Origin of the sequence: Acinetobacter sp. AOR14_HL (assembly GCF_027855175.1) — a bacterium.
Taxonomy (GTDB): domain Bacteria; phylum Pseudomonadota; class Gammaproteobacteria; order Pseudomonadales; family Moraxellaceae; genus Acinetobacter; species Acinetobacter calcoaceticus.
Window position 1 is genome coordinate 52,042 of sequence record NZ_JAKTII010000006.1, and the last position, 24,599, is coordinate 76,640.

Annotated in this window: 29 protein-coding genes and 1 other RNA gene; 14 read left to right on the forward strand and 16 right to left on the reverse strand. The window is 38.0% G+C overall.

Features of this window, described 5'->3' with window-relative positions:
• Positions 1 to 18: 18 nt before the first annotated feature.
• From MKL38_RS07125 to MKL38_RS07135, 3 genes are all read right to left on the reverse strand, one after another.
• Positions 19 to 882 (reverse strand): alpha/beta hydrolase, encoded by an 864-nt coding sequence (locus tag MKL38_RS07125; protein WP_004641862.1) that lies wholly within the window; start codon positions 880 to 882, stop codon positions 19 to 21.
• 3 nt (positions 883 to 885) lie between these two features.
• Complete coding sequence (locus tag MKL38_RS07130) at positions 886 to 1,593, reverse strand: BON domain-containing protein (protein ID WP_003652832.1); 708 nt, start codon at positions 1,591 to 1,593, stop codon at positions 886 to 888.
• Between the two features lie 77 nt (positions 1,594 to 1,670).
• Positions 1,671 to 2,072 carry a YraN family protein gene (locus MKL38_RS07135; RefSeq protein ID WP_003652834.1) on the reverse strand — a complete coding sequence of 134 codons (402 nt, stop codon included), beginning with the start codon at positions 2,070 to 2,072 and terminating at the stop codon, positions 1,671 to 1,673.
• Between the two features lie 209 nt (positions 2,073 to 2,281).
• Here MKL38_RS07135 and rsmI point away from each other — a divergent pair, with 209 nt between their 5' ends.
• Positions 2,282 to 3,118, forward strand: coding sequence for a 16S rRNA (cytidine(1402)-2'-O)-methyltransferase (gene rsmI / locus MKL38_RS07140; RefSeq protein ID WP_003652836.1), 837 nt, complete (start codon positions 2,282 to 2,284; stop codon positions 3,116 to 3,118).
• Positions 3,119 to 3,208: 90 nt separating this feature from the next.
• Positions 3,209 to 3,595: a hemin receptor gene (locus tag MKL38_RS07145; protein ID WP_270902916.1), complete on the forward strand. Its 387-nt coding sequence runs from the start codon at positions 3,209 to 3,211 to the stop codon at positions 3,593 to 3,595.
• Positions 3,596 to 3,598: 3 nt separating this feature from the next.
• Here the strand turns inward: MKL38_RS07145 and MKL38_RS07150 are convergent, their stop codons facing one another.
• Entirely contained in the window at positions 3,599 to 4,489 is an 891-nt protein-coding gene (locus MKL38_RS07150; RefSeq protein ID WP_270902917.1) for a LysR family transcriptional regulator ArgP, read from the reverse strand.
• 105 nt (positions 4,490 to 4,594) lie between these two features.
• Here MKL38_RS07150 and MKL38_RS07155 point away from each other — a divergent pair, with 105 nt between their 5' ends.
• Entirely contained in the window at positions 4,595 to 5,197 is a 603-nt protein-coding gene (locus tag MKL38_RS07155; protein WP_270902918.1) for a LysE/ArgO family amino acid transporter, read from the forward strand.
• Positions 5,198 to 5,254: 57 nt separating this feature from the next.
• Here MKL38_RS07155 and MKL38_RS07160 read toward each other — a convergent pair whose 3' ends face one another.
• Complete coding sequence (locus tag MKL38_RS07160) at positions 5,255 to 5,896, reverse strand: cation transporter (RefSeq protein ID WP_270902919.1); 642 nt, start codon at positions 5,894 to 5,896, stop codon at positions 5,255 to 5,257.
• 65 nt (positions 5,897 to 5,961) lie between these two features.
• Between MKL38_RS07160 and MKL38_RS07165 the strand changes: the two genes are divergently transcribed.
• A complete protein-coding gene (locus MKL38_RS07165) occupies positions 5,962 to 6,363 on the forward strand; it encodes a MerR family transcriptional regulator (protein ID WP_080026514.1) in 402 nt (133 codons plus the stop codon).
• A 61-nt stretch (positions 6,364 to 6,424) separates the two neighbouring features.
• Here MKL38_RS07165 and MKL38_RS07170 read toward each other — a convergent pair whose 3' ends face one another.
• The 5 genes from MKL38_RS07170 to MKL38_RS07190 all read right to left on the reverse strand — a co-directional run bounded on the left by MKL38_RS07170 (position 6,425) and on the right by MKL38_RS07190 (position 11,368).
• The gene (locus MKL38_RS07170) at positions 6,425 to 6,676 is read right to left on the reverse strand and encodes a hypothetical protein (protein ID WP_003652849.1); all 252 of its coding nucleotides are present in this window, start codon (positions 6,674 to 6,676) and stop codon (positions 6,425 to 6,427) included.
• Positions 6,677 to 6,882: 206 nt separating this feature from the next.
• A complete protein-coding gene (locus tag MKL38_RS07175) occupies positions 6,883 to 8,115 on the reverse strand; it encodes an FAD-dependent monooxygenase (protein WP_056478561.1) in 1,233 nt (410 codons plus the stop codon).
• Entirely contained in the window at positions 8,112 to 9,320 is a 1,209-nt protein-coding gene (gene ubiH / locus MKL38_RS07180) for a 2-octaprenyl-6-methoxyphenyl hydroxylase (RefSeq protein ID WP_270902920.1), read from the reverse strand. The genes MKL38_RS07175 and ubiH overlap by 4 nt, the downstream gene beginning before the upstream one ends.
• A gap of 31 nt (positions 9,321 to 9,351) precedes the next feature.
• Positions 9,352 to 10,671, reverse strand: coding sequence for a Xaa-Pro aminopeptidase (pepP, locus tag MKL38_RS07185; protein ID WP_270902921.1), 1,320 nt, complete (start codon positions 10,669 to 10,671; stop codon positions 9,352 to 9,354).
• A gap of 67 nt (positions 10,672 to 10,738) precedes the next feature.
• Positions 10,739 to 11,368, reverse strand: a complete 630-nt coding sequence (locus tag MKL38_RS07190; protein WP_270902922.1) for a UPF0149 family protein — start codon at positions 11,366 to 11,368, stop codon at positions 10,739 to 10,741.
• Between the two features lie 64 nt (positions 11,369 to 11,432).
• Between MKL38_RS07190 and MKL38_RS07195 the strand changes: the two genes are divergently transcribed.
• The 3 genes from MKL38_RS07195 (at position 11,433) to ssrS (ending at position 12,646) form a co-directional block, all read left to right on the forward strand.
• Positions 11,433 to 11,993, forward strand: coding sequence for a hypothetical protein (locus MKL38_RS07195; protein ID WP_270902923.1), 561 nt, complete (start codon positions 11,433 to 11,435; stop codon positions 11,991 to 11,993).
• A complete protein-coding gene (locus MKL38_RS07200; RefSeq protein ID WP_003652859.1) occupies positions 11,990 to 12,274 on the forward strand; it encodes a cell division protein ZapA in 285 nt (94 codons plus the stop codon). The genes MKL38_RS07195 and MKL38_RS07200 overlap by 4 nt, the downstream gene beginning before the upstream one ends.
• Positions 12,275 to 12,462: 188 nt before the next feature.
• A non-coding RNA gene (gene ssrS, locus MKL38_RS07205) (6S RNA) lies at positions 12,463 to 12,646 on the forward strand.
• Positions 12,647 to 12,778: 132 nt separating this feature from the next.
• On the opposite strand, the gene MKL38_RS07210 is transcribed toward ssrS, so the two are convergent.
• The 3 genes from MKL38_RS07210 to MKL38_RS07220 form a co-directional block, all read right to left on the reverse strand.
• The gene (locus tag MKL38_RS07210; RefSeq protein WP_270902924.1) at positions 12,779 to 13,099 is read right to left on the reverse strand and encodes a hypothetical protein; all 321 of its coding nucleotides are present in this window, start codon (positions 13,097 to 13,099) and stop codon (positions 12,779 to 12,781) included.
• Between the two features lie 92 nt (positions 13,100 to 13,191).
• Positions 13,192 to 13,305 (reverse strand): hypothetical protein, encoded by a 114-nt coding sequence (locus MKL38_RS07215; protein WP_128814522.1) that lies wholly within the window; start codon positions 13,303 to 13,305, stop codon positions 13,192 to 13,194.
• 113 nt (positions 13,306 to 13,418) lie between these two features.
• Complete coding sequence (locus tag MKL38_RS07220) at positions 13,419 to 13,763, reverse strand: hypothetical protein (protein ID WP_270902925.1); 345 nt, start codon at positions 13,761 to 13,763, stop codon at positions 13,419 to 13,421.
• Positions 13,764 to 14,009: 246 nt separating this feature from the next.
• On the opposite strand from MKL38_RS07220, the gene MKL38_RS07225 reads away from it, so the two are divergent.
• The 5 genes from MKL38_RS07225 to MKL38_RS07245 all read left to right on the forward strand — a co-directional run bounded on the left by MKL38_RS07225 (position 14,010) and on the right by MKL38_RS07245 (position 20,435).
• Positions 14,010 to 14,594 (forward strand): 5-formyltetrahydrofolate cyclo-ligase, encoded by a 585-nt coding sequence (locus tag MKL38_RS07225; RefSeq protein ID WP_270902926.1) that lies wholly within the window; start codon positions 14,010 to 14,012, stop codon positions 14,592 to 14,594.
• 460 nt (positions 14,595 to 15,054) lie between these two features.
• A complete protein-coding gene (gene lon / locus MKL38_RS07230) occupies positions 15,055 to 17,484 on the forward strand; it encodes an endopeptidase La (RefSeq protein WP_045434518.1) in 2,430 nt (809 codons plus the stop codon).
• 304 nt (positions 17,485 to 17,788) lie between these two features.
• Positions 17,789 to 18,268, forward strand: a complete 480-nt coding sequence (rlmH, locus tag MKL38_RS07235; RefSeq protein ID WP_003652981.1) for a 23S rRNA (pseudouridine(1915)-N(3))-methyltransferase RlmH — start codon at positions 17,789 to 17,791, stop codon at positions 18,266 to 18,268.
• 112 nt (positions 18,269 to 18,380) lie between these two features.
• Positions 18,381 to 19,157 (forward strand): DODA-type extradiol aromatic ring-opening family dioxygenase, encoded by a 777-nt coding sequence (locus MKL38_RS07240; RefSeq protein ID WP_270902927.1) that lies wholly within the window; start codon positions 18,381 to 18,383, stop codon positions 19,155 to 19,157.
• Between the two features lie 168 nt (positions 19,158 to 19,325).
• Complete coding sequence (locus MKL38_RS07245; RefSeq protein WP_270902928.1) at positions 19,326 to 20,435, forward strand: META and DUF4377 domain-containing protein; 1,110 nt, start codon at positions 19,326 to 19,328, stop codon at positions 20,433 to 20,435.
• Positions 20,436 to 20,489: 54 nt separating this feature from the next.
• On the opposite strand, the gene gdhA is transcribed toward MKL38_RS07245, so the two are convergent.
• On the reverse strand, positions 20,490 to 21,893 hold the full coding sequence (gene gdhA / locus MKL38_RS07250) for an NADP-specific glutamate dehydrogenase (RefSeq protein WP_209830226.1): 1,404 nt from the start codon (positions 21,891 to 21,893) through the stop codon (positions 20,490 to 20,492).
• Between the two features lie 272 nt (positions 21,894 to 22,165).
• Between gdhA and MKL38_RS07255 the strand changes: the two genes are divergently transcribed.
• Entirely contained in the window at positions 22,166 to 22,957 is a 792-nt protein-coding gene (locus tag MKL38_RS07255; protein WP_270902929.1) for an RnfABCDGE type electron transport complex subunit B, read from the forward strand.
• Positions 22,958 to 23,647: an endonuclease III gene (gene nth, locus MKL38_RS07260; RefSeq protein WP_231761677.1), complete on the forward strand. Its 690-nt coding sequence runs from the start codon at positions 22,958 to 22,960 to the stop codon at positions 23,645 to 23,647.
• A gap of 37 nt (positions 23,648 to 23,684) precedes the next feature.
• On the opposite strand, the gene MKL38_RS19245 is transcribed toward nth, so the two are convergent.
• Positions 23,685 to 23,822 (reverse strand): hypothetical protein, encoded by a 138-nt coding sequence (locus tag MKL38_RS19245; protein WP_003652992.1) that lies wholly within the window; start codon positions 23,820 to 23,822, stop codon positions 23,685 to 23,687.
• Positions 23,823 to 23,894: 72 nt separating this feature from the next.
• Positions 23,895 to 24,548, reverse strand: coding sequence for an adenylate kinase (gene adk, locus MKL38_RS07270; protein WP_003652994.1), 654 nt, complete (start codon positions 24,546 to 24,548; stop codon positions 23,895 to 23,897).
• Positions 24,549 to 24,599 lie beyond the last annotated feature (51 nt).

Consider the following 24,599-nt stretch of genomic DNA (forward strand, 5'->3'; position numbering starts at 1 on the left):
TTTAAACGATATTCTCGTTTAAAACACTTCTTCAAGAAAATGTAGAATAGTTCTTTTAGTCCTGAAATAATGACTAATGAAACTAGAAAGGCTGGCCAAAATTGTAATATGTCCAGTTTTAGGAATCACGGCGATATGGCTGTGATTACCCTTCTCTCTAAGCGCTTGATCCATATCTAAAGTATTGTGCTTTTTTACAATCTGATCATTTTCAGCCATCAAAAGGTAATGTTTAATATTATTTTGATTAACGAAATAATATGGCATGACTTCTTTATAAGAGGTGCTTTGATCAAAAGCATCTTCGGCCAGTGGATCACCTTTATAGTCAAAATGATATGGGCCAGCTAAACCGATTATTGCCTTAATTTTCCCTAAACACTCAATTTTAGTTGAATCAGGGTGATAAACAGCAGACATCACATTAAATGCCCCTGCCGAATGCCCCATAAGTACAATATTTTCTGTAGAAATTTCCAGTTTTCCCTGATTTTGATGTAAATAATTCAATGCTTGAGTTAAGTCATCAACAAAGCTTGGGAAAATATTTTTAGGCGCTAACTGGTAGTTAATAACAGCAACGTCATAACCTTCTTTGGCAAATGTCTCACCAATAAAAAGATAATCTCGTTTATTACCATGCTGCCAAGCCCCACCATGCACAAAAACAATAAGAGGCTGATGAGTTAGCTTTTTAACAGATCGGTAAACATCCAAACGGTGGCGAGGCTTTAGGCCATAACGAACATTTGGAACCTGTTCAAAACCATCTTTTGGTGTAAAACGGTTTAAAGCAAAACTCCCCAAATCATACAAGCGGAACTCTTTATAAAGAGTTCGCGCCTGTTCAATTTTGCTTTGTAGTTGTTCAATCAGATTCATATATTACTGTGCAGTCGAAGCAGGATCTGTTTGGTCAGGATCAATTGCAACAGGTGTTTGAACTGTTGGTTGAGCAATGACGTTATTAATAATCGGTGTAGTTGTTGCACTACCCGTACTTGCAGCTGGTGCAGGCGCCAAATCAACGTTATCAATTAAAGTGACAATTTTGGTAACGTTACCGACATTTTGTAAGACACTATTTAAATCATTAATTTCAGCTGTATTTAAACGTCCCATTACATAAAGTACGCCATCTTCAGTATGTACCAGAACCTTACTATCAGAAACTACAGGTGCCTTCATTAAAAGAGCACGCGTATTTGCTGTTACACCTGCATCTTGCATGATGGTGTTATAGCTGACTTTGTTACCCACCGTAATATAGTTATGTACAGCTTTCACATCACTCATGGCTTTAAGATTGTCTTCTGCCAATTGTTTCAAGTACGGGTCTGGCACTTGGCCAGTTAATAAAACTGTACTATGGAAACTTTCGATATTAATACGTGACTGCTTGAAACGTTGATCAAGTTTATAAATGTTGATATTGGCTGTACGTTTAATTGAAGAGTCAATGAATACTTGGCCCAGACTGCGGACACCGCTATCTGTGCCCACTGGAGCTGTGCCTGTTCCACCAGAAATAAAACTTGCGCAACCTGATAAACTTGCGACACAAAGCATTGTTACAGCAATACGTTTTAACACTCCACCAGACTCCTATCAATTTCTTGGCTTGATCATAAAGCATCAGACTTAAATTTGCTCAAAAGAGTAATGAACTCTTAATCCAAAGTAAATGCATTTTCGATCCATTGCAGATCATAATGGAATTTTGAAAAGTCATGCTGTACTGTTTTTGCAATTTTCTGTGGAAAATCAAAACAAATCACATCAAAACGACAATAAAAATCCTGATAAGATGGATAGCGCTGTAAAAAACGCATCGCAGTTTTGATAATTTTCTTCTGTTTTGTCCACGTTACCATTTCACAAGCTTGCCCATAATTTCCTATAGTGCGTGCTTTTACTTCAACAAAAACTAACTCTTGCCCTCTTTTGACGATTAAATCAACTTCGCCACGGCGTGAATGGTAATTACTTGTGACCCACACATAATTTTGTGCTTGTAAAAGGTTTAACGCAGTTTGCTCTGCCCATTTCCCCAACTGCTGTGCTAATAACATTTTTATTCCCCCAAATTAAAAAGTAGCTCTACATGTTTTTATGCGTAAGTTATTTTCTTAAATTCATCTGCCATCTCAGATCTGAATTGAACAAATGAAAATCAGATCATTTTCAAAAAGCTCAAGCTAGCAGACATTGTTCACGCCCAAATCATAATTTCGGGTAAACTACCCCATTAAAATTGTTTATCTGTACGGAGTAAAACCAAATGAGTGCTCAGTTATTTGTTGTAGCCACCCCAATCGGGCACTTAGATGATATGACTTTCCGTGCAATTGATATTTTAAAATCAGTTTCTATTGTAGCTGCCGAAGATACTCGCCAATCAGCACAATTATTTAAACACTATAATATATCGACTCAACTTACTGCATGTCATGATCACAATGAAAGCAATAAAATTGAGCAGTTAGTTCAAAAACTACTTGCTGGCGATAGCGTTGCTTTAATTAGTGATGCAGGTACACCGCTTATCAGTGATCCAGGTTTTAAATTAGTTCGTGCTGCTCAAGAGCATGGTATTCGAGTCGTTCCTGTGCCGGGTGCATGTGCTGCCATTGCTGCTTTAAGTGCTGTAGGTTTACCGAGTGATCGTTTTAGCTTTGAAGGATTTTTACCATCGAGAGCTTCTCAACGTATTTCTCAATTAGAAAAACTAAAAAACGAAACCCAGACCTTAATTTTTTATGAAGCACCTCATCGTATTTTAGAATCTATTAAAGATATGGCTCAAGTATTTGGTGAAGACCGTCCTGTTGGGTTTGCACGTGAAATTACTAAAACCTTTGAAACCATCAAAAAAATGACCTTAAAAGATTTAGTCAGCTTCATTGAAAATGACCATAACCAAGAAAAAGGTGAAATTGTAGTCGTTGTGGGTGGTGCAGCTGCAAAAACAGATCTAGAGCAAGAAAAACTAGACGAGCTTTTAAAGCGCTTACTCCAAGACTTATCTGTTAAAGCTGCATCTCAACTTGCAGCCGATTTAACAGGGATTAAGAAGAAAATCGCTTATCAACGTGCGCTCGAGTTAACTCAATCTTAGTTTTTAAATTAGATATGGTGATGACAAATAGCCTGTGTCATCACCATGACTGAATTTTGCATAATAAAATATAAGAATAAGAGTATTGATATGACTGAACAAATTGGCAAACTTGGACCACATGAAGGGCAAGAACTAGAATTATTACTTTCAGGTGAGAAATCTATCGCTTATTTTTATGAAATCCTACCTGTCAGTTTTTTAAAGCATCTCGAACAAGGTACTTTATCTATGCTGAGTAAAGATATTGAAACCTCTCTGCCTTTACCCTTTTCAATTATGCTGATCTATAAAGATGCGGCTTTAGCAGATTTAAATGAACTCATGATATGTATTGAAACTTTATTTAAAGAAACTAATTTTGAAAAATGTATAGAACTTGAACGAAGAATTGGACAGCTTTTAGGTTACTCAGAACAAGATATAGAGTTTTATATTCAGCATATTTCGAATCGTCATTTAAGAAGAAAGATATAAAGACTATCTCAATATGTGTTTCGCTGACTCCACAATAGTCTCCGTCAGTGCATCCAACTGTTTAGACTGCCTTTTCCAATGGTGCCAATATAATGGAATGTCGAGCTCAGCTTCGGGTATAACATCCACTAAAGTTCCATTGGTTAACAAAGATTGCACCTGTAGTTCAGGAACCATGCCATATCCTAAACCCAATTGAATCGCTTTCACAAAGGCATCTGTAGCTGGAATAAAACTGTAAGGATAGCTCTGCAAAGGCAACCCATAATATTTCAGTAATACCTCTGAATGCATGAGATCTTTATGGTTAAAAATTACAGCTGGTGCATTTCTTAAAGTTTCTCGGGTTACGCCATGTTTAAACCAATCAGCAGCAAATTCAGCCGAAGCCAACATTTTATAACGCATTTTTCCGAGTGGTTGAGCTAAACAGCCTGACATGACCTGCTCTTCTGCCGAGATACAGGCATTGACTTGTCCTGTTTCTAATAAAGTATGCGTGTGAGATTGATCATCAATTTTTAGTTCTAATACTATTTTTTCTTTAAAAAGCGTTTGTTGAATAGTAGGTAGTAACCAAGTTGCTAATGAGTCTGCATTTGAAGCCAGAGCAATTTTGTAGAACTCTGATTCAGATGATTTACCCATCAAACCTTGTAATAAGTTTTGCTCCATTAATCGTGTATGACGTAAATGCTCTAGTAGCGTTTGTCCAGCTTGCGTGAGTACACATGGGCGTCCGCGTATAATTAAAATTTGGCCTAAATACTTTTCTAAAGCCTGCACGCGTAAGGATACTGCCGAGGGAGTAATATATAAATGCTCACCTGCTGCATCAAAACTTCCAATTTCTGCTACTGCAAGAAAGGCTTCACATTGTTTGCTATCTAACATATCAACCCTAAATTTTTTTTAGCTAAACCTAAATATTCTTAATTTTACTTATTTTTTAATAAAAAGTCAGATAATTCCCACATCTGATTTTTTCACCTTACTGCTATGTTCTCTCTTAGTATATTTTTTAAAGGTTTCGGTATTGGTAGTGGCCTAATTGTAGCAATTGGCGCTCAAAATGCTTTTGTTCTAAAACAAGGGCTTAAACAGCAATATGTGTTTTGGCTATGTTTAATCTGTGCGCTGTCCGACTCGATTCTAATCGCTTTTGGTGTATTAGGTTTTGCCGAAATCATGACGGCCTCTCCTATTCTAATTACGGTAGCTAAATATTTAGGAGCAACGTTTTTATTCGTCTACGGCGCGAAAGCATTCTATGCTGCATTTAAGACCACCCAGAGTATGGAACTTGATAGCAACCAGAAACAGACTTTAACCCAAGCCCTAGTGACCTGTCTTGCCTTTACTTGGCTTAACCCACATGTCTATTTAGATACCATTGTTCTGATTGGTTCAGTGGCAACCCAGCTAGAAGACAAAATTAGTTTTGCTTTGGGCAGCATTGTTGCCTCTTGGATTTTCTTTTTCAGTTTGGGCTATGGCGCAAGATTATTAAAACCATTATTTACCAATCCAAAAGCTTGGAAAATTTTAGATTTCATTATCGGTTGCGTTATGTGGAGTATCGCAATATCACTACTCATCTAGTTCATTTAAAACAGCAAAAAGTACCATGTTTAAATGGTACTTTTTATGTGCTCAAAATTATGCTTGAGAACCCAACACTAGCTTTGACTGTTTTCTTTCTTGCTGCGATTGCTTTATAACAGCATAACCAGAAGATACACCTAAGTAAGCAATGACAAAGGCAACAAATAAATCGGGAAATACGCTGCCTGTTCCAAATACCCCAACCGCCGCTAAAATTACAGCAACATTAGCAATAGAATCGTTTCTACTACATAACCAGACAGAACGCATATTGGCATCTCCATCACGGAACGCATAAAGCATCAGAGCGACTGAAACATTAGCAATTAAAGCCATCACCCCAATTGCGCCCATCACCATAGGTTCAGGTGGAACACCATGAAAATATGACCAAACCACTTTTCCAATGACAAAAATGCCAAAAGCTGCCATCGTTATTCCTTTCATTAATGCCGCTGTTGCACGCCAATATAAGCTCATCGAAAGTACGACTAACGATAACGCATAGTTTGCTGCATCTCCGGCAAAATCTAATGCATCGGCCCATAGTGAAACCGATTGGGCTTTGTAACCACCCAAAATTTCCACTACGAACATCAATGCATTAATGATAAGTGCAATCCATAGCGCTTTTCTAAACCGTGGACTCACTTTCTTTGAAGGAGAACATGTTGAAGCACAACCACATCCAGCCATTTTATTTCCTCTAAAACTCTTTTATAGTCATTAAAAACCCTTGAGTAGCTCCAGAGTCAAGCCTTATGAGTCTTTCTATTGGTCAATTATCAAAAAAAGCGGATGTCCCAATTGATACGATCCGTTATTACGAAAAAGTAGGTGTACTTGATCGTATCCAACGTTCAGAAAATAACTATCGTGTTTACACCGAGCAAACACTTGGCGACCTATTGTTTATTAAGCATTGCCGTGAATTAGATATTTCACTCAGTGATATTAAAACGTTAAAAGAAATGAAAACTCAGCCTAAACAGGCATGTACGAAAATTGATAATTTAGTAGATAAATACTTAAATGAAGTATCTGAAAAAATTGAACGATTATTGCTTTTAAAAGAATCTTTAATTGATTTAAAACAGCACTGCTCTACCAATCGAACAGTAGATGAATGTGGGATTTTAAAAGAACTGCAAAGCTCTCCTTAAACCTGTTTTAGTAAATTCATACAAATAAAAAAGCACCACTCATGTGATGCTTTTTTTAAGATTAATGGTCGCTATGTTCATCAGGAGGAACTTCGGTAATTCTCCCACCCCGAGCTAAAAATGCAGCGATTTCATCTTCCAGCGCTTGGCGCTGTTTCTGTTTAGCAGTGACAGTCAGCGTTTCTGCCTCAGCAAGATCAGTATCACTCATACTGCCTGCTTCTTCATCAGCTGCACCGCTTTCTGCTGCCTTCGCTTCATCTTCATCTACAGCAGAATCTTCTGCATCTTCATAATCATTGATATCTGACATTTCACACTCCCCAGAATGATTTTATTGCATCATTGCTATGGTCCCAAGACCTCAGAAATTTAGCAACCTCTTTGCATTTAGCAAAGAGCCAATTTGGTCAATTCCGTATCTTTTATGACCAAATTGGTAATGATATATAAATGATTGTTCAAAAAATATCTACTGGCATTTAATTCGCTTAGTAGAGTATAGGCCCAGTAAATATTTTAATGCCTATAGCGGGTACTTTGTAAAGCCCCTAAACCATTTGCTTGTTGCATAAATTTATCTTTTAAAACCGGAATCTGCTCAACTTGCTTAAGGCCCATATTACGAGCCCAAACTATTGGGAATAATTCACTACTTTCAAGCCAACCAATTGCCGACATGCTATGCATCATTGCATCATTCTGACCTTTACGGCGATGCTCATAGCGCATTAAAGTTTGTTCATGTGCCCATACACCACGGCTTAAATCGTGAAGCAACACGTCACACAGTACTGCTGCATCAAGACAGCCAATATTTACCCCTTGTCCAGCAAGTGGATGAATCACATGTGCGGCATCACCAATCAAAGCTAAGCCTGCTTTTACGTATTGTTTTGCAGCGCGAGCTTTCAGCGGGAATTGTGCTCTGGAACGAACGTCTAATACTTCACCCAACATGTGTTGGCTTTCTTGAGTTAAAAGCTGCATAAACGCAGTATCGTTTAAAGCTGAATATTCATCGGCATAATCATCTGGTAGTGTCCAGACAATTGATTGCCAGTATCCGTTTTCAGTTTCTTCAAGACTTGCCATAGGTAAATATGCCAAAGGTCCTGTAGGTAAGAAAATTTGACGGGCAACATAATGATGGGGTTTTGCAGTTTTAATGGCACAGCTAATGGCTGCTTGTTTGTAATCCAGTACATCGAGGTCAATAAAAGCCTGTTCACGTACAAATGAATTAGCGCCATCTGCACCAATCAGCAGTTTAGTTTTAAGCGTAGTACCATCTGCCAATTGAATATGCCAACATCCAACACCCTGCTCAATACGAGTAACACGAACTTGGGTACGGTAATCTGTTAATTGCTCTAACATTTTTTGTTGAATGGCAACATTTAATACACTCGGTTCAACCATAGAACCTAATGCTTGTTCCGGCATCGGTCTTTGTATGGACTCATGGCCAAAATTAATTTCACCATAACCATTAAGATTCCAGACCTGCATGCCCGTATAAGGCATTTGACGCGCAAGATCATCCCAAACATTTACCGTTTTAAGCAAATGAATGGTCGCTTGGCTAAGTGCTAAAACACGTGGATTCATCACGCTTAATGTTTTCTCAACATCAAGTACAGGAGCCGCATCAAGCACTGTGGGTTGCACCCCACCTTGCGCAAGTAATAAAGCAGTTAAACCACCAACCAATCCACCACCAACAATGACGACATCCAACACTTCACTCATGCTTTTAACCCCATTGCATAATTAGCCACCAACGGCTTTACACCCGGAATAACATCAAATGCAATTAATCCCGTATTACGAATTAATTTTAATAATGGATTTTGGTTACTAAAACCACGGACTACAGTGTCACAGAACTTAATCACGCGCTGCTGATCTGATAAACGAGCTTGCTCATAGGCAAGTAAGTTATCAGGGTTACCCAGATCATCAGAAGTGCTTAATTGGTTCACTAAATAACGTACTAAAACATCTGCATCACGTAGGCATAAATTAAAACCTTGTCCTGCAACTGGATGAATTGTATGCGCTGCATTACCCATTAAAATAACGCGACCTACAGCTTGTTTATGTGCAAGTACTTGTGAAAGTGGATAGCTGAAACGTTTACCCGTTTTTTCAAACTTACCCGCTCGGTCACCATAGGTTTGTTGCAAGGCACTTAAGAAGTGTTGGTCATTTTCTTCACCTAGCCATTCATTTTCGGTGCCTTTTTTCACAGGCCATACAACCGAACGACGATATTCACCCGGTAAAGGCAATAAAGCTAAAGGACCTAATGCACTAAAACGCTCAAAACCAACATGCTCATGCGGTTTTGATGTCTGAACCGTGGTGACAATTGCAACCTGATCATAATCATGGACATCCACACCGACGCCAATTGCCTGACGACAAAAAGAATCACGTCCATCAGCCGCAATTAATAATTTTGACTCAAGCTTTAAGATTTCCTCACCACGCTGAGCTTCAATATGTACTTGTTCAGCATCTTGAGTTAAAGCTGTAACTTGTACGCCATCAATGAGTTCAATCAAAGGTTGCTGACGCACTTGAGTTAACAGAACACGACCAAGCCAAGCATTTTCAATCACCTGCCCAAAGCTTTCGACTTTTTCTTGTTCAGCAATTAAACGAGCTTTACCAAAACTGCCTTGCTCAGTAATGTGGACTTGTAAAATTGGAGTAGCATGTTGCTGTAATGCATCCCACAACCCTAGCTTCTGATAAATTTGCACACTACGACGTGATAAAGCCGTATTACGTGCATCAAAACTCGAATGGTAAGGGGCAACATTTTGATCATCATAGTTTGGGTATTTCACAGCTTCTAATAGCTTTACCGCAATATTAGCCTTTGCAAGCATGAGCGAAAGGCTCAACCCCACCATACCCCCACCTACAATAATCACTTGTTGTTGCATCGAGTTTTGCTCCTTTGGCGAATACGTTTAATTATGCTTTAGCTTGCGCCATTAAATGTTCAATATCTGCAATATCTTTAACTACATTGGCAGTTAGAACTCGTGGCCCTTTCGAAGTTGCGACCACATCATCTTCAATACGAATACCAATACCACGCCATTTTTCATCTACAGTTTTATCATCTGGCGCAATGTATAAACCAGGTTCAACTGTAACAACCATACCCTCTTCATATTGACGCCAGTCTTCACCTTTTTTGTAAGATCCAACATCATGTACATCCATACCTAGCCAATGACCTGTGCCATGCATATAAAACTGACGGTATGCTTCGGTTTCGATGAGTTCATTAACATCACCTTTGAGCAAACCTAAATTAACTAAGCCTTCAGTTAAAATTTTGACTGCAACTTCATGAGGTTCACGGTAAGAATTGCCAATACGAACTGCGTCAATAGCTGCATATTGAGAAGCCAGTACAACTTCATATAAGGCTTTTTGCTCAGCACTAAATTTGCCATTTACTGGGAAAGTACGGGTAATATCCGATGCATAAAACTCATATTCACAAGCTGCATCAATCAAGACTAAATCACCATCTTTTAATGGCTTATTATTTTCAACATAGTGCAAAATACAAGCATTAGCACCACCACCAACAATACTGTTATAAGAAGGCACACAACCGTTTTGCCCAAATATATAATTGAGCTCGGCTTCAAGTGCATATTCCATCATGCCCGGACGTACCATTTGCATCGCACGCGTATGCGCTTCAGCACTAATATTTGCAGCAATTTGCATCAGCTCAAGTTCTTGTGGTGACTTGACTAAACGCATTTCATCGACAATACGGTCGAGCTGTACCAATTGAGCTGGAGCGCTTTCATGTCGGTGCTCGGCATCTGCTTGTTTAATCCACTGGCTCACCCGTGCATCAAACGCAGCATTGTGCCCAATCCGATAATAAAGACGCTCTTTATTTAATAACTTTTCAATAATCTCTTCATCAAGCAAATCAATTGCATATGCCTCATCTGCGTCATAGTCTTCAATTGCACCATCAATGCCTGCACGGTAACCATTCCAGATTTCCATCTCACGATTACGTTCACGGCAAAAAAGACTATAGCTATAGTCATCGTCCTCGAAGGTTTCAATGACAGCAACTGCCTCAGGCTCAGCAAAGCCAGTCAAATAGAAAAAACTACTATCGGCACGGAATTTATAATCCGCATCACGATTACGGTACATTTCCTCACGCGTTGCAATAATTGCAATACTGTTTGGACCCATTTTTTCTGCCAGACGGTCTCTACGATGTCGAAAATCAGCTTGAGGCAATTTCATAATGATCTACTTGATTTAGAATTTTAAAGTCAAAAAATAAAATACAACCAATAACACATCGCCTCAATTAGCTTGGGCGATGTGGAGTAAACATTTCTACAATAGTTTGCTCTGTGTCTATAGGAGCAGATTTAATTTTTGCATGAAAGTTTTTCAATAAAGAACTGTCAGCTACAGTGATTTTTTTTCTACCAATAGACAAGCTTACAGGTATTAAGCGTACAAATTCATACAATTCTTCGTAGCTACTTTCACCTTCCTCATCATTATCAGAGTCTTCAAATTCGACCGCTGCAATATCTTGAAGGTTCTCAATCAACTCACGTTCATCATCACGAATATGACCCGATGCCAACCCAAAACCTAATACAACACCCGCACACCAATCTGATAATGCTTGTACACGCTCTTGAAGTGTATGTTCATCATCAGGAAGCATTGGTAAATAATCTAATTCATCATCAGATATAGCGTGAACGACATCTTCTGCTTCATCAGTTAAAAGTGCTAAAGCATCTTCACTTAACTCTGGCACATTAAGGGTTGTTAAAATTTGTGACCATTCTTCACGCGTTGGCGCTTCTGTCACACAAACAATACCTGTTAACAGACCATGTAACTCACTAGGGCTTGAAATTTCTTCAATTCCTTCAAAATGAGCGTTCCAATCTGTCCAGCCTGAAATATCGTCTTGCATTCGTTTATCCAATCTCTATACTTTGTATATATTACCTTTGATTGCAATTCTGTGCGACCTCGTTATGTTAGAACAATTACAGCGGCTACAAGCGCATATTAGCGTATTAAAAACACGCTTACATCATTTAGAGAGTGAACATGCGGCACTCTCAGAAGCTAATGAACTGGCTGAAACAGAGCATCACGCACAAGTTGTGCAAAAAAATAGTATTATCACTAAAAAACAAGAGGAAATTGAGTCAGTAACTGAGGAATTATCTCAGTTAAAAGGCCAATTTCAACAATTGAATCAGGATGCTAACACACTTGCTGAACGTTATAGCCGATTAGAAAAAAGTACGACTGATTTAAAAAATCGTTTTCAAGAAATTCTTGCCGAACGAAATGAATTACGTGTTGCAAAAGAAAAGTTACAAGCCCACCAGCGTCAAACTCAACAAGAGCTTCATGATTTACAACAAGATCGTGATCGTTTGTTACAAAAAAATGAGCTTGCCAAATCAAAAGTTGAAGCCATTATTCAACGTTTAGGAATTTTAGGTACTGCCCAAGATCAGCATGCTCAAGAAATTCAGCAGCTTGCCCATCCTAATGCTGAAACTGGTGAGGAGACCCAATCATGAGTGAACAAGTCATGGTAGAGCTTAGGCTGATTGAGCAGACCTTTAGACTCGCGACTACTTTAGATAAAAAAGATGAACTTGAACGTGCAGCAGAACTTCTCAATGAAAAATTTAATGAGATGCGTCGTAGTGCTCCACGTGTTGAACACAATAAACTGGTCATTATGGTTGCTCTACAACTGACTCAAGAAGTACTGAGCCTTAATAAGTCTTTGCAAGAATACACTCACTGTGAACGTTTACTGCAAACGATCTTGGATGATGTTGAACAAATTGTTTAATAAACTATCCATATAAAAACGCCTTGCTCTATGAATAATAGATGCAAGGCGTTTTTTATTTAGACTATTAGGACAATTGAAAAATATTTTATGCTTGTTAGTGTACAAAGCTTCATCAAACGCAAACTAAGTTTACAGTTCCAGAGGTTTAGGTGATTGCCAACATGGTCAGATCGGTTATACTTAAACTGTCTCTGGGATGTTCGCCAGCGGGTCTATTCCCCTGCCGATACTTAAACTTATGGATGTGTTCTGTATATTTAGAGTGTATGCCTACCTTCGTGTAGGAAACCCAGCAAGTATACGTCGCCTCCACCTTGAACTCATCGGGTTCAGGGTAACGACACATGCAGCGGCATCTTCGGAGCATTTAGTTTTAACTTTAAGAAAAATTCAAAATATTTATTTCAATCTAGCTTTCCATACAGACCTTTCAGTCTAAAGTTTTCTTTTTAAACATTAAATTTCAGATCGGCTGATTAATATATCCCAAACTTTCTAATATTATTTTTCATTTCTTTTAAGGCACTCTTCATACCAGCCTGTTTGAAAATCTTCTATTGCTTTTCTTTTAAAGAAACTGGTTTTGAATACTTTGGCAGAGTAAGCCGAATTAATTAAATCCTGATAAAGTTGTTTCGCTTTTGGGTCTTCGAGACCATTCGCTATCTGTTGCAAGTCTTGAGATGGAACTTTTTGTTGACGGGCCTCCATGACAGTATAAGCGACTTTTTTTACCACATTACAAATCTCAGGATCACTTACGTTTTCGTCGGCATGACATCCTAAAGCTAAAAAACCAAGAAAAAATAATTTAAACTTCATGATCCTGCCTTATTTTTATAGTTTGAAATTTATAACAAAATTTAATTATTAAAAAGAAATAGAAGATTTCTTACTATTTCTTTTTAAAAAAATTACGCTGGATTAATCACGTAAAAATAAATAATAAGCCCACCTAAAACGGTTGAAGCAATTGTTAAGTATGTACCGACCGTATTAAAACTCTGTAAGAATTTCAAGATTTCCATATCTAAAACCCCCTAAATTAGCAACTATAAAGACAAAATGAAATTTAACACAACTTAATAATGCCAATCAATTCACACTTATCGGATTTTTTGAGATTTTAAACATCAATTAATTATTGGTTACACCTAATGGCAAAGGCATCTTTGTAGTAATCAGTTGCACTCTTCAGATCTGACAATAATTTTTCTTCGGTATACGGTTTGGGTGAAATTTTTATTAATGCAGGCATATATTGGGTCTTATAAACCTCTGGATAATCATGACACAAGATTTTGACTTTAACCTCTTGTGGTGTATTCGGATTATCCAATTGATCTAAAAACTCTCCAATTTTACGGTCAGACTCTTCAAATTGAGCTTTATAGTCAACTTCAGCCGCTTCAGGTTCTGTTTGTTTTGTGCACCCACCAAGCATCAATAAGGCGCTTATTGTAATGGTTAAATTTTTTAACTTCATAGGCTTAACAATTTCACATTTATCTTTTTAAATATTCTTATCTCATTAAATATAAATAAATACTGGTAATACGTAAAGAAATAGAATTTTTTATCGCTAAAGAAGATACCTCACATCACTTTATGACAATTAACTAACCAAATAAATTTAAAGTTATTTTCTAATTACTCTTCTATTTTCATAAAGCTATAAAAAAAATAGGTATAATTTTGCTCGACTGATCTCAAATCTTTGTTAGATTTACACATGAATGAACTTAGTTTTATTAGAAAAAATTTAAGATCTAAAAGACGCTCTTTAACCCAATTGGAGCAAAAACAAGCTCAGCTTAATGTTCTCCATTATCTAAATACCCTTGCTATTTTTCATTCATCAAAAAAAATTGGTTTATATTTACATGCCTTTGGAGAAATCCATACCGACCTTCTCATAAAGTTATGTTTTAAAAAGAATAAGCAAGTTTACTTACCTATGATTTGTTCTATGAATCAAAATTTAGTTTGGGTAAAAATATCTAAAAACCAATATTTAAATCGACGTTTTTCTCATCATCCATTGGGTATGAAAGAACCTATGGCAACAAGAGGAAAACATGTATCTAAACTTGATTTACTGTTAATGCCACTTTTAGCTTGTGATCAATACGGTACGCGTATTGGTATGGGAGGTGGCTATTATGACCGTACATTGGCAACTGCAAAACACAGGCCTTATCGTTTGGGTGTGGCCCATCAATTTCAATTTATTGAGCATACTTTAAAACGTCAAAATTGGGATCAACCATTAGATGCTTTACTCACGCCTCAACATATTTATTATTTTAAAAGATAATCTTTATATAAAAACAATTTTAATTCAATAACTTAAAATCATACTTTACTTTTCATGCCTCTAAAATCATAAAAGTAACCACCCTAAGGATGGTTACTTTTAAGTGACAGACCGCTTTACCAACTTATATTAACACGCCTATTTAATGTTCAATATCGAATAAGTTTTGCATTATTGTTAACAATACATTGCTTATAAATGGCACAAGAAACTGATTACTTTCCATCCAAACGGATTTTTTGTTATATGAATATTTCATAATTATTAAGCTAAATTACTTATCCTTGCTACAAAATTTTATTCTTCTTAAGAATTAATTCATTGATTCATAATATTTTTAAAAAAAGTTGACTAAATTAGTCATTTTTTCCACATTTTCTATTGAAAGGCCCTTGTAATTTTCAAAATACACATCACTATAAAAACATGGCAACCTCGTTGTCACTCATTAGGAGTGCCCATGTCTGAACTTATTATGAATGAAAAAACTGACTTAGAGCCTCAGGTTCCAAGTGTATTACCACTTTTAGCGTTACGTGATGTAGTGGTCTATCCACACATGCAAATTGCGTTATTCGTGGGTCGTGAAAAATCGATCAATGCAGTTGATGTGGCTCGTAACAGTGACAATTTAGTATTTGTAGTTGCGCAAAAAGATTCGCTTACAGAAGATATTGATCACGATAACCTTTATCAGTACGGAACTGTCGCTAAGATTGTTCAGGTCGTAAATCATGAAAATGATGAAAACTGCATCAAAGTACTGATTGAAGGGTTACAGCGCTCTAAGCTTGAAAAAATTATCGATGAAGATAGCCATTTGACTGCTGAACATAGCTTAAGTCCAATGACAATTAACGTAGATAAAGCTACCCAAGAAACTCGTTTACAAGAGTTACGTACTTTATTTGCTCAATATGCTGAAGCAAAATTACGTAATGCACGTGAACTGGTTGCAGCTGCTAATAAAATTGAAGACTTGCTACAGCTTATGTTCTTCGTGGCAACACGTGTGCCTCTAAATATTGAAATTAAACAGAAGTTTTTAGAGCACGACGAGTTTGAAGCACATTTGCAAGAGCTTATGAGCTACTTGGTTAATCAATCTGCAGAACAGCAAATTGAACAAACTTTGCATGACAGCGTAAAACGCCAAATGGAAAAAAACCAACGTGAATACTTTCTAAATGAAAAAATGAAAGTCATTCAACGTGAACTTTCTGACATGAATGGCGGCGCTGAAGATGACGTTGCTGAAATAGAAAAGCGTCTTGCTGAAGCTGATTTACCTGAACACGTACGTAAAAAAGCTGAAGCTGAGTTCCGTAAGCTTAAAGCAATGCAACCAGCATCTAGTGAAGCGGCTGTTGTACGTAACTATCTAGAAGTAATTTTAGATACGCCGTGGAATAAAGCGAGCAAAGTGAGTATTAACCTTGCGAAAGCTCAAGAGATTCTTGATACAGATCACTACGGCTTAGATGACGTTAAAGATCGTATTGTTGAATACTTGGCTGTTCAGTCTCGTGTTAAAAAACTCAAAGGTCCGATTCTATGTTTAGTAGGCCCTCCTGGTGTAGGTAAAACTTCACTTGGTGAGTCAGTCGCGAAAGCAACAGGTCGTGAATTTGTTCGTATGGCGCTTGGTGGCGTACGTGACGAAGCAGAGATTCGTGGTCACCGTCGTACTTATATTGGTGCGATGCCAGGTAAAATCGTGCAGTCTTTAACAAAAGTTGGCGTGAAGAACCCATTGTTCTTACTCGACGAAATTGACAAGATGGCACAAGACTACCGTGGTGATCCAGCTTCTGCATTGCTTGAAGTATTAGATCCATCACAAAACAGTAAGTTCAATGATCACTATTTAGATCTTGATCTTGACCTATCTGAAGTGATGTTCATCTGTACTGCAAACAGTATGAATATTCCTGAAGCTTTGCTTGACCGTATGGAAGTTATTCGTCTACCGGGTTATACCGAAGATGAAAAAGTGAACATTGCTGAACGCTACTTAGTTCCCAAAGCAATTAAGAACAACGGTCTACGTGCAAAAGAGTTAACAATTCATGAAGAAGCGATTCGTGACATTGTTCAACGCTACACACGTGAAGCTGGTGTTCGTAGTTTAGAACGTGAAGTGTCTAAAATTGCGCGTAAAGTGGTAAAAGAAGCCGTAAGTAAAAAGTCTAAAAACTTACAGCTTGATATTACCTCTGCCAATCTTCCAGAATACTTAGGTCCACACAAGTTTGACTTTGGTATTGCAGAAGATGAAGCGCAAGTAGGACGCGTAAATGGTCTAGCTTGGACATCTGTAGGTGGTGAGTTACTTACCATTGAAGTTGCAGCTGTAAAAGGTAAAGGTAAATTCATTACCACTGGTTCACTCGGTGATGTCATGAAAGAGTCTATTACCACAGCAATGACTTTAGTACGTACACGTGCCGATGAGCTGGGTATTGAGGCTTCTCGTTTTGAAGAAACTGATGTACACGTTCACTTACCAGAAGGTGCGACACCAAAAGATGGTCCATCTGCTGGTTTAGCATTAACCACTGCCCTTGTATCAGCATTTACAGGTATTGCGATTCGTCCAGATATTGCAATGACTGGTGAAACAAGTTTAGGTGGTCGTGCAATGCGTATTGGTGGCTTAAAAGAAAAACTTCTTGCAGCACACCGCGGTGGAATCAAACTTGTATTTATTCCACAAGACAATGTTCGTGATTTGGCAGAAATTCCAGCGAATGTTAAAGAAGGTTTAGAAATCAAAGCTGTAAAAAGTATTGATGACATCTTACCTTTAGCATTAGTCTCAATGCCAAAGCCTTTACCTAAAACACCGATTGTAAAACCGGTGGAAGGTTCAAAAGCAGCACGTCACTAATTAAAATATGAAAAAAGAGAGCTTCGGCTCTCTTTTTTTTGTTACACAATTTGATTGAAAAATATCCAACCATCCTCATAATAGGTATTAAGAGTATTTAATTAAATTAAGTGCCCTTCGTTATCTATTCTTTTATAGATAGCCTTGTTTTTATTCTCTATGATCATCTGAACTCCAGACAGATGATCATTTGATCGCAGTCCAACACCGTTTTTTGGACTGCGTTTTTTATGCCTATTTTACTACCACGAACTTATCTCTTCCTCAGGTATAATGCGCAAGCTGCTTTGAATGAATAGATAACATGAAAATTCGTATTCTGACCATTGGTCAAAAAATGCCTGCTTGGGTTCTCACGGGGTTTGAAGATTATTTCAAACGCATCCAGCCTTTTGTTCAAACCCAAGTCATTGAACTTCCTATGGCCAAACGTGGTAAGAATGATTCAGAAGCAGATATTTTAAAGTATTGCCAAATTGAAGGCGAAAGTATTCTAAATGCGTTAAAACCAAATGAAACTTTAATTGCCCTAGAAGTCGGTGGTCGAGAACTCAGTACAGAAAAATTAGCTGACACCATGAAACAGTGGATGCTTGAAGGTAATGATGTAGTACTTGCGATTGGTGGCCCAGATGGTTTATCGGATCAGGTACGCAAAGCTGCGGCATGGCATTGGTCACTCTCAAAACTAACAATGCCACATCCTTTGGTACGGGTTTTATTAATTGAACAACTATATCGAGCGATGACTATTAATCATAATCATCCCTATCACCGTGCATAAAAACAACAACCGTTTCATTTTAGGAACAATCCGTTGAAATCAGGATACTTTTATCATGTCCTGATTTTGGCATAATGACTATTATTCTGCTTTTCAACTCAGGTGTAATGCAATGGAACTACAAACCCTTCCCGGACTGTTTATTTCACATGGTTCACCCATGCTTGCACTTGACCCAGAACAAGTAGGACCTGCTCTACATCGTTTAGGTGCAAATCTTCCCACACCGAAGGCAATCATTGTGATGTCAGCACATTGGGAAAGTAAAGCACTTGAGGTTTGTATTGCGACGCGTCCTGAAACATGGCATGACTTCCGCGGCTTTCCTAAAGAGCTATATGAAATTCGCTACAGCGCACCTGGGCAGCCAGCGCTCGCCGAAGAAATTTTAAAACTACTGGCAGATGCTCATTTTGTTGCCCATGCGAATAGTACACGTCCTCGTGACCATGGTGTATGGATGCCTCTATTGCATATGTACCCTGACGCTGATATTCCTGTAGTCGAAATTTCTTTGCCAACCAATTTAAGCGCACAAGAAATTTATCGTATAGGACAAACTCTCGCACCTTTACGTGACAAACAAGTTCTACTCATTGGTTCAGGCAGCATTACCCATAATCTTGCCGAGTTATCTTGGCAAGGAGACAACTCTAAAGTTCCTGAATGGGCTTCAACTTTTAGAAATGCTGTTGTTAATAAACTTACCCATCAAGATTATGATGGTGTACTGGAATGGCAATCATTGCCTTATGTCAAACGTAATCATCCTACCCTTGAACATTTTGCGCCTTTGTTCTTTGCTATGGGCACAGGCAATCGCTTTACGATTGTTCACAGCAGCTTCACAATGGGCTCACTAGGCATGGATATCTATCGTTTTGATTAATTATTAGCAAATACCCCGTTTTTCGGGGTATACCATTATTTTTGTTGAAAATTAGAATAACTTACAAACTTATACATTTTAAAAACCGAAACAATCAAATGTTTACATTTTCTTTTTTTAAGAATGTTTTAAGCTTATTGCTGTTGTTTTTTTACTTGAAGTTTTTAAATGAAAATTAAATATTTAATTCTTGCGTTATTACCTTTTTCTTTGATGGCGTGTCAAACAGTTACAAATACTCCAGCTCCGATTGTATCTGAGCAACAACAAAACCTTGCAGCCACTTTAGGTGAATATGCTTGGACTTATCAAAATGTAAAAGCTTCTAAACCACTTATTCTTAACTTTAATGCAGATGGCAAATTAGCAATCAATACAGGTTGTAATGGCCAAGGCGGTACGTGGAAAGTTGAAGGTAACCAACTTATTACTTCTAACCTTGTTTCAACTAGAATGGCTTGCCAAGATGATCTAATGAAACAAGAACAACTTTCTAATAGCATCTTTAATGAAGCAAAATTACCAATCGAAATTAGCAACAATAATGGTCAGGTGATTTTAAGCGTGACAGATAAAACTGGTCAAAAGCACATTTTCCAAGGTCAAAAAGCAGTTAATACTCAAGCTTTAACAGATTATTCTTGGTCTTATCAGCCTGAAAATACAAAAAAACCAATCGTTCTTAACTTTACCAATGACCGTTTATCTATCGCAACAGGTTGTAACCGTCAAGGAACAACTTGGAAAGTTGAAAACAATACGATTGTAACGGCTGACGTAATGTCAACGATGATGGCGTGTGAACCTGCTTTAATGAAACAGGAACAATTTTCTAGCAGCCTCTTCCAAAAGCGTGCAATTCCATTTGAGCTTAATACAACAAACGTTGATCAACCGACATTAACTATAACTGATGCGCAAGGTCAAAAATATACCTTTACTGGTAAAATGACACCTGAAGCAAAATATCAATCTGAAGGGAAAACTATTTTCCTAGAAGTTGCTCCACAAACTAAATCATGTACTGGTGTAGCACCACAAACATGTATGCAAGTTCGTGAAATTAAATATGATGACAAAGGTGTTAAAACTTACGCTGACAAAAACTGGTCGCTATATTATGGTCAAATTGAAGGTTTTGAACATAATCCAGACCAACGCGTAATTTTACGTGTAAAACGTTTTGAAGTGAAAAATCCAGCAGCAGACCAATCTAGCCTAGCAGATGTGTTAGATATGGTTGTAGAGCAAGAGTTAGTTAAAAAACCTAAAAAATAAGTTTTTAGATTAAAAAAATCCGATGCTTTTGCATCGGATTTTTTATTTCTATTCTTAGAAAATACCTTGAGCAAGCATTGCATCAGCTACTTTTACAAAGCCTGCAATATTGGCGCCGTCAACATAGTTAACAGTACCGTCTTCTTTTGTACCGTATCTTACACAATTGGCATGAATATCTTTCATAATTGCATGTAGACGCTCATCGACCTCAGCATGTGTCCAGCTTAAACGAATTGCGTTTTGAGACATTTCTAAACCAGACGTTGCGACACCACCTGCATTAGATGCTTTTCCTGGCGCATACAAAATTTTGGCTTTGATAAAGTGTTCAACTGCCTCAAGTGTGGATGGCATATTAGCGCCTTCAGCCACGCACATTACACCATTTGCGATCAACGTTTTAGCATCATCACCTGTTAATTCATTTTGCGTCGCACATGGCAAAGCAATGTCTACAGGAATATGCCAAGGGGTTTTCCCTTCAAAATACTCAAAACCATGTTTAGAAGCAAACTCGGAAATACGGCCACGCTTAACGTTTTTAAGATTCATCACTTCATCAAGTAATTCATCTGTAAAACCATTTTTTACATAAACAGTTCCGTTAGAGTCAGATAAAGTAACAACTTTTGCTCCTAAGAACATGGCCTTCTCTGCCGCGTATTGCGCAACATTACCCGAACCAGAAACAGAGACTGTTTTACCAACGAAAGACTGGCCACGTGCTTTTAGCATTTCTTCTGCAAAATAAACCGTACCATAACCAGTAGCTTCAGGACGCATTAAGCTACCACCAAATGAAATTCCCTTACCGGTAAAAACACAAGCAGTGTCGTTACTCAGCTTTTTCATCATGCCTGCCATGTAACCGACTTCACGCGCGCCCACGCCAATATCTCCCGCAGGAATATCAGTATTCGGACCCAAATGACGGTACAGCTCAATCATTAATGCCTGACAGAATCTCATAATTTCAGCATCAGATTTACCTTTAGGATCGAAATCTGAACCACCTTTGCCCCCACCCATAGGTAAGGTTGTAAGTGAGTTTTTAAAAGTCTGCTCAAAACCTAAAAATTTTAAAATTGATAGATTGACCGATGGATGGAAACGCATTCCGCCTTTGAATGGACCAATTGCTGAATTGTATTGAACACGGAAAGCTCGGTTAACTTGAGTCTGACCTTGATCATTCATCCATGAAACACGAAATTGAATCACACGCTCTGGTTCAACAAGGCGTTCTAACAATCCCTGCTCTGCATACTCTGGATTTTTTTCAATAAATGGCCACAAGCTCGTCATGACTTCTTCGACAGCTTGCAAAAATTCAGGTTGATGCGGATCACGCGCTTGCACGTAATTCAGGAATTCATTCAGATTGTTGTATTTCAATGCACGGTCCTCAGCATAGTCATGAATTAAATTGGTGCAATACATTATTAAATGCATCATTTAGCAGCAAAATATTAAATCCCTTTCCATCAATTTTAACAATAGTTATTTTAAATTATTTTATTCATCTTAATTATCAAAAACTTATTTTTAGAAAAACTACTCAAAGATAAGAAATAGTAATTTAACTCTTCACTTTTATTGATCTATTATTGTGCAATATTAGCTACATTTTAGGTCAATTAAAAACCCGATAAATTCGTTAAAATCCATTGACCTTACTTAGGTTTTTCTTCATTATCGCATCGTTTTAACCAAGCTATTTGCCCACTATGAATTCATCTATTTCTCTCATACGCGAGATTGATGCGTTATTACCACAAACACAATGTGGTCTATGTGGACATCGTGATGGATGTCTACCCTACGCAAAGTCGATTGCTGAAGGTGAAGAAGCAAATAAATGTGTTCCAGGTGGACAACCTGTTGCTGATGCACTGGCAAATCTACTCAATCGCTCTCCATTAACCGCTGAAAGTAGCGTATGGCCTGTACAAACAGATGGTCGCCCACAGCGAATGAAAGCGATTATTCGTGAAGATGAATGTATTGGCTGTACCAAATGTATTAGTGCTTGTCCTGTAGATGCTATTATTGGCAGTGGTAAGCTCATGCATACTATCTTGACCGACTTATGTACGGGTTGTGAGTTATGCATTCCACCTTGTCCAGTAGACTGCATTGATCTGGTTGAGGACACGCAAGCCTTACCCAATGAACAACAGCGTGCCGCAGAACAAAATGATTTAAGGCAACGCTACTACTCACATATTCAACGTGAAGAAAAGCGTCGCAGTCATCGTAAAGGTCCTGTGGTACGCGCTGAAATTGACACTCAACTGTTTGCTCAGTTCTCTCAGGTACTTGATGAACTACCGTCAATTGAGCTCACAGAGAAACCTAAAGAAGCCGTGTTAACTGATGCAAAAACGACAATTGAGTTAGCCAAAATCCGTACCCAAATTAAGAAACTGGAAAAACAGCTAGGTGTGCGTGAAGATGCTAAAAAGCGTCTTCAACTCGAAGAACTACAACAGCAACTCATGCAACTACAGGAGGTCTGAATGGCTGTCAAAAATATGACGAAAAAGCAGATTCAAATATTCTTTGAACGCCTTCGCGAACAACGGCCTTCTCCTCAAACAGAGTTAAAATATTCATCTTCTTTTGAGTTACTCATTGCTGTTATGTTGTCAGCTCAAGCCACCGACGTGAGTGTGAATAAGGCAACTGATAAACTTTACCCTGTGGCCAACACCGCTGAGAAAATCTATAACTTGGGCGTAGATGGTTTAAAGGAATATATTAAAACAATTGGTCTTTACAACGCTAAAGCAGAAAATGTCATTAAAACCTGTAAGATTTTAATGGAACAATTTAACGGCGAAGTTCCAAGTAACAGGAAAGACTTAGAGGCCTTGCCGGGTGTGGGGCGTAAAACTGCAAATGTTGTTTTAAATACAGCTTTTGGACAACCGACTATGGCAGTCGATACACATATTTTCCGAGTGGGAAATCGAACTGGCTTAGCCGTAGGTAAAAATGTACTTGAAGTTGAGCACCGCTTAATTAAGGTCATTCCTAAAGAATTTATTTTAGATTCACATCACTGGCTCATATTACACGGCCGTTATTGTTGTATAGCCCGTAAACCTAAATGTGCCGAATGTGTGGTTGCAGATGTTTGCAACTGGCCCGACCGTTTCGAATTTGGTGCGCAAAAACAAATTACTACTAAAAATATTGAAGCTTAAAAATATGGTTGGGTATAGGTAACATACCCAATCAATCTTACTTTAGACGCTTGTTCTGATTACGCTCTTCTTTTGCTTGTTTTTGTACCTGCCTAAGCATTTTATAGCTCTGATAACCCAAAAATATGACGAGTGCCAGACTTAGCAATACCACCAAAATCAATATGATTTTCATATTGTTCTCCTGCACTGAATGAAAGAAAAGAGCCCTCATGATGAGAGCTCCTTGTCACAAATAATATTTTAATTATTTATCTAAAATATTAAACAAGTCTGTTTGTACATCTTCAATTGTACGTAAACCATTAAGCTTGTCATAAGTCGGCGCATTCTCACCAGATGCAGCACGGCTTTGATAGAAGCCAACCAATTGCTCAGTTTCTGTATGATAAGAAGCTAAACGTTTACGGATCGTTTCTTCTTGGTCATCTGGACGTTGAACAAGATCTTCACCAGTTTCATCATCTTTACCTTCCACTTTAGGTGGGTTGTAAACTGTATGATAAACACGACCAGAAGCTGGATGCTGACGACGACCAGAAAGACGTTGTACGATTTCTTCATCAGGAACATCAATTTCAATCACGTGATCAATGCTAATCCCTTCTTTTTCCAAAGCTTCAGCTTGTGGAATAGTACGTGGGAAACCATCGAAAATGCAGCCATTTGCACAGTCAGGTTGAGCAATACGTTCTTTTACTAAACCGATAATAAGTTCATCTGAAACCAAACCACCAGATTCCATTACACTTTTAGCTTTTAGACCTAATTCAGTACCTTCACGAATTGCAGCACGGAGCATATCACCGGTTGAAATTTGTGGGACATTGTAGCGCTTACAGATCAACTGAGCCTGAGTCCCTTTGCCTGCCCCAGGTGGTCCGAGTAAGATAATGCGCATAAAAAACATCCTCATTTAAAACAATGAATGTGAAGCCTGGCAGAACAAGTC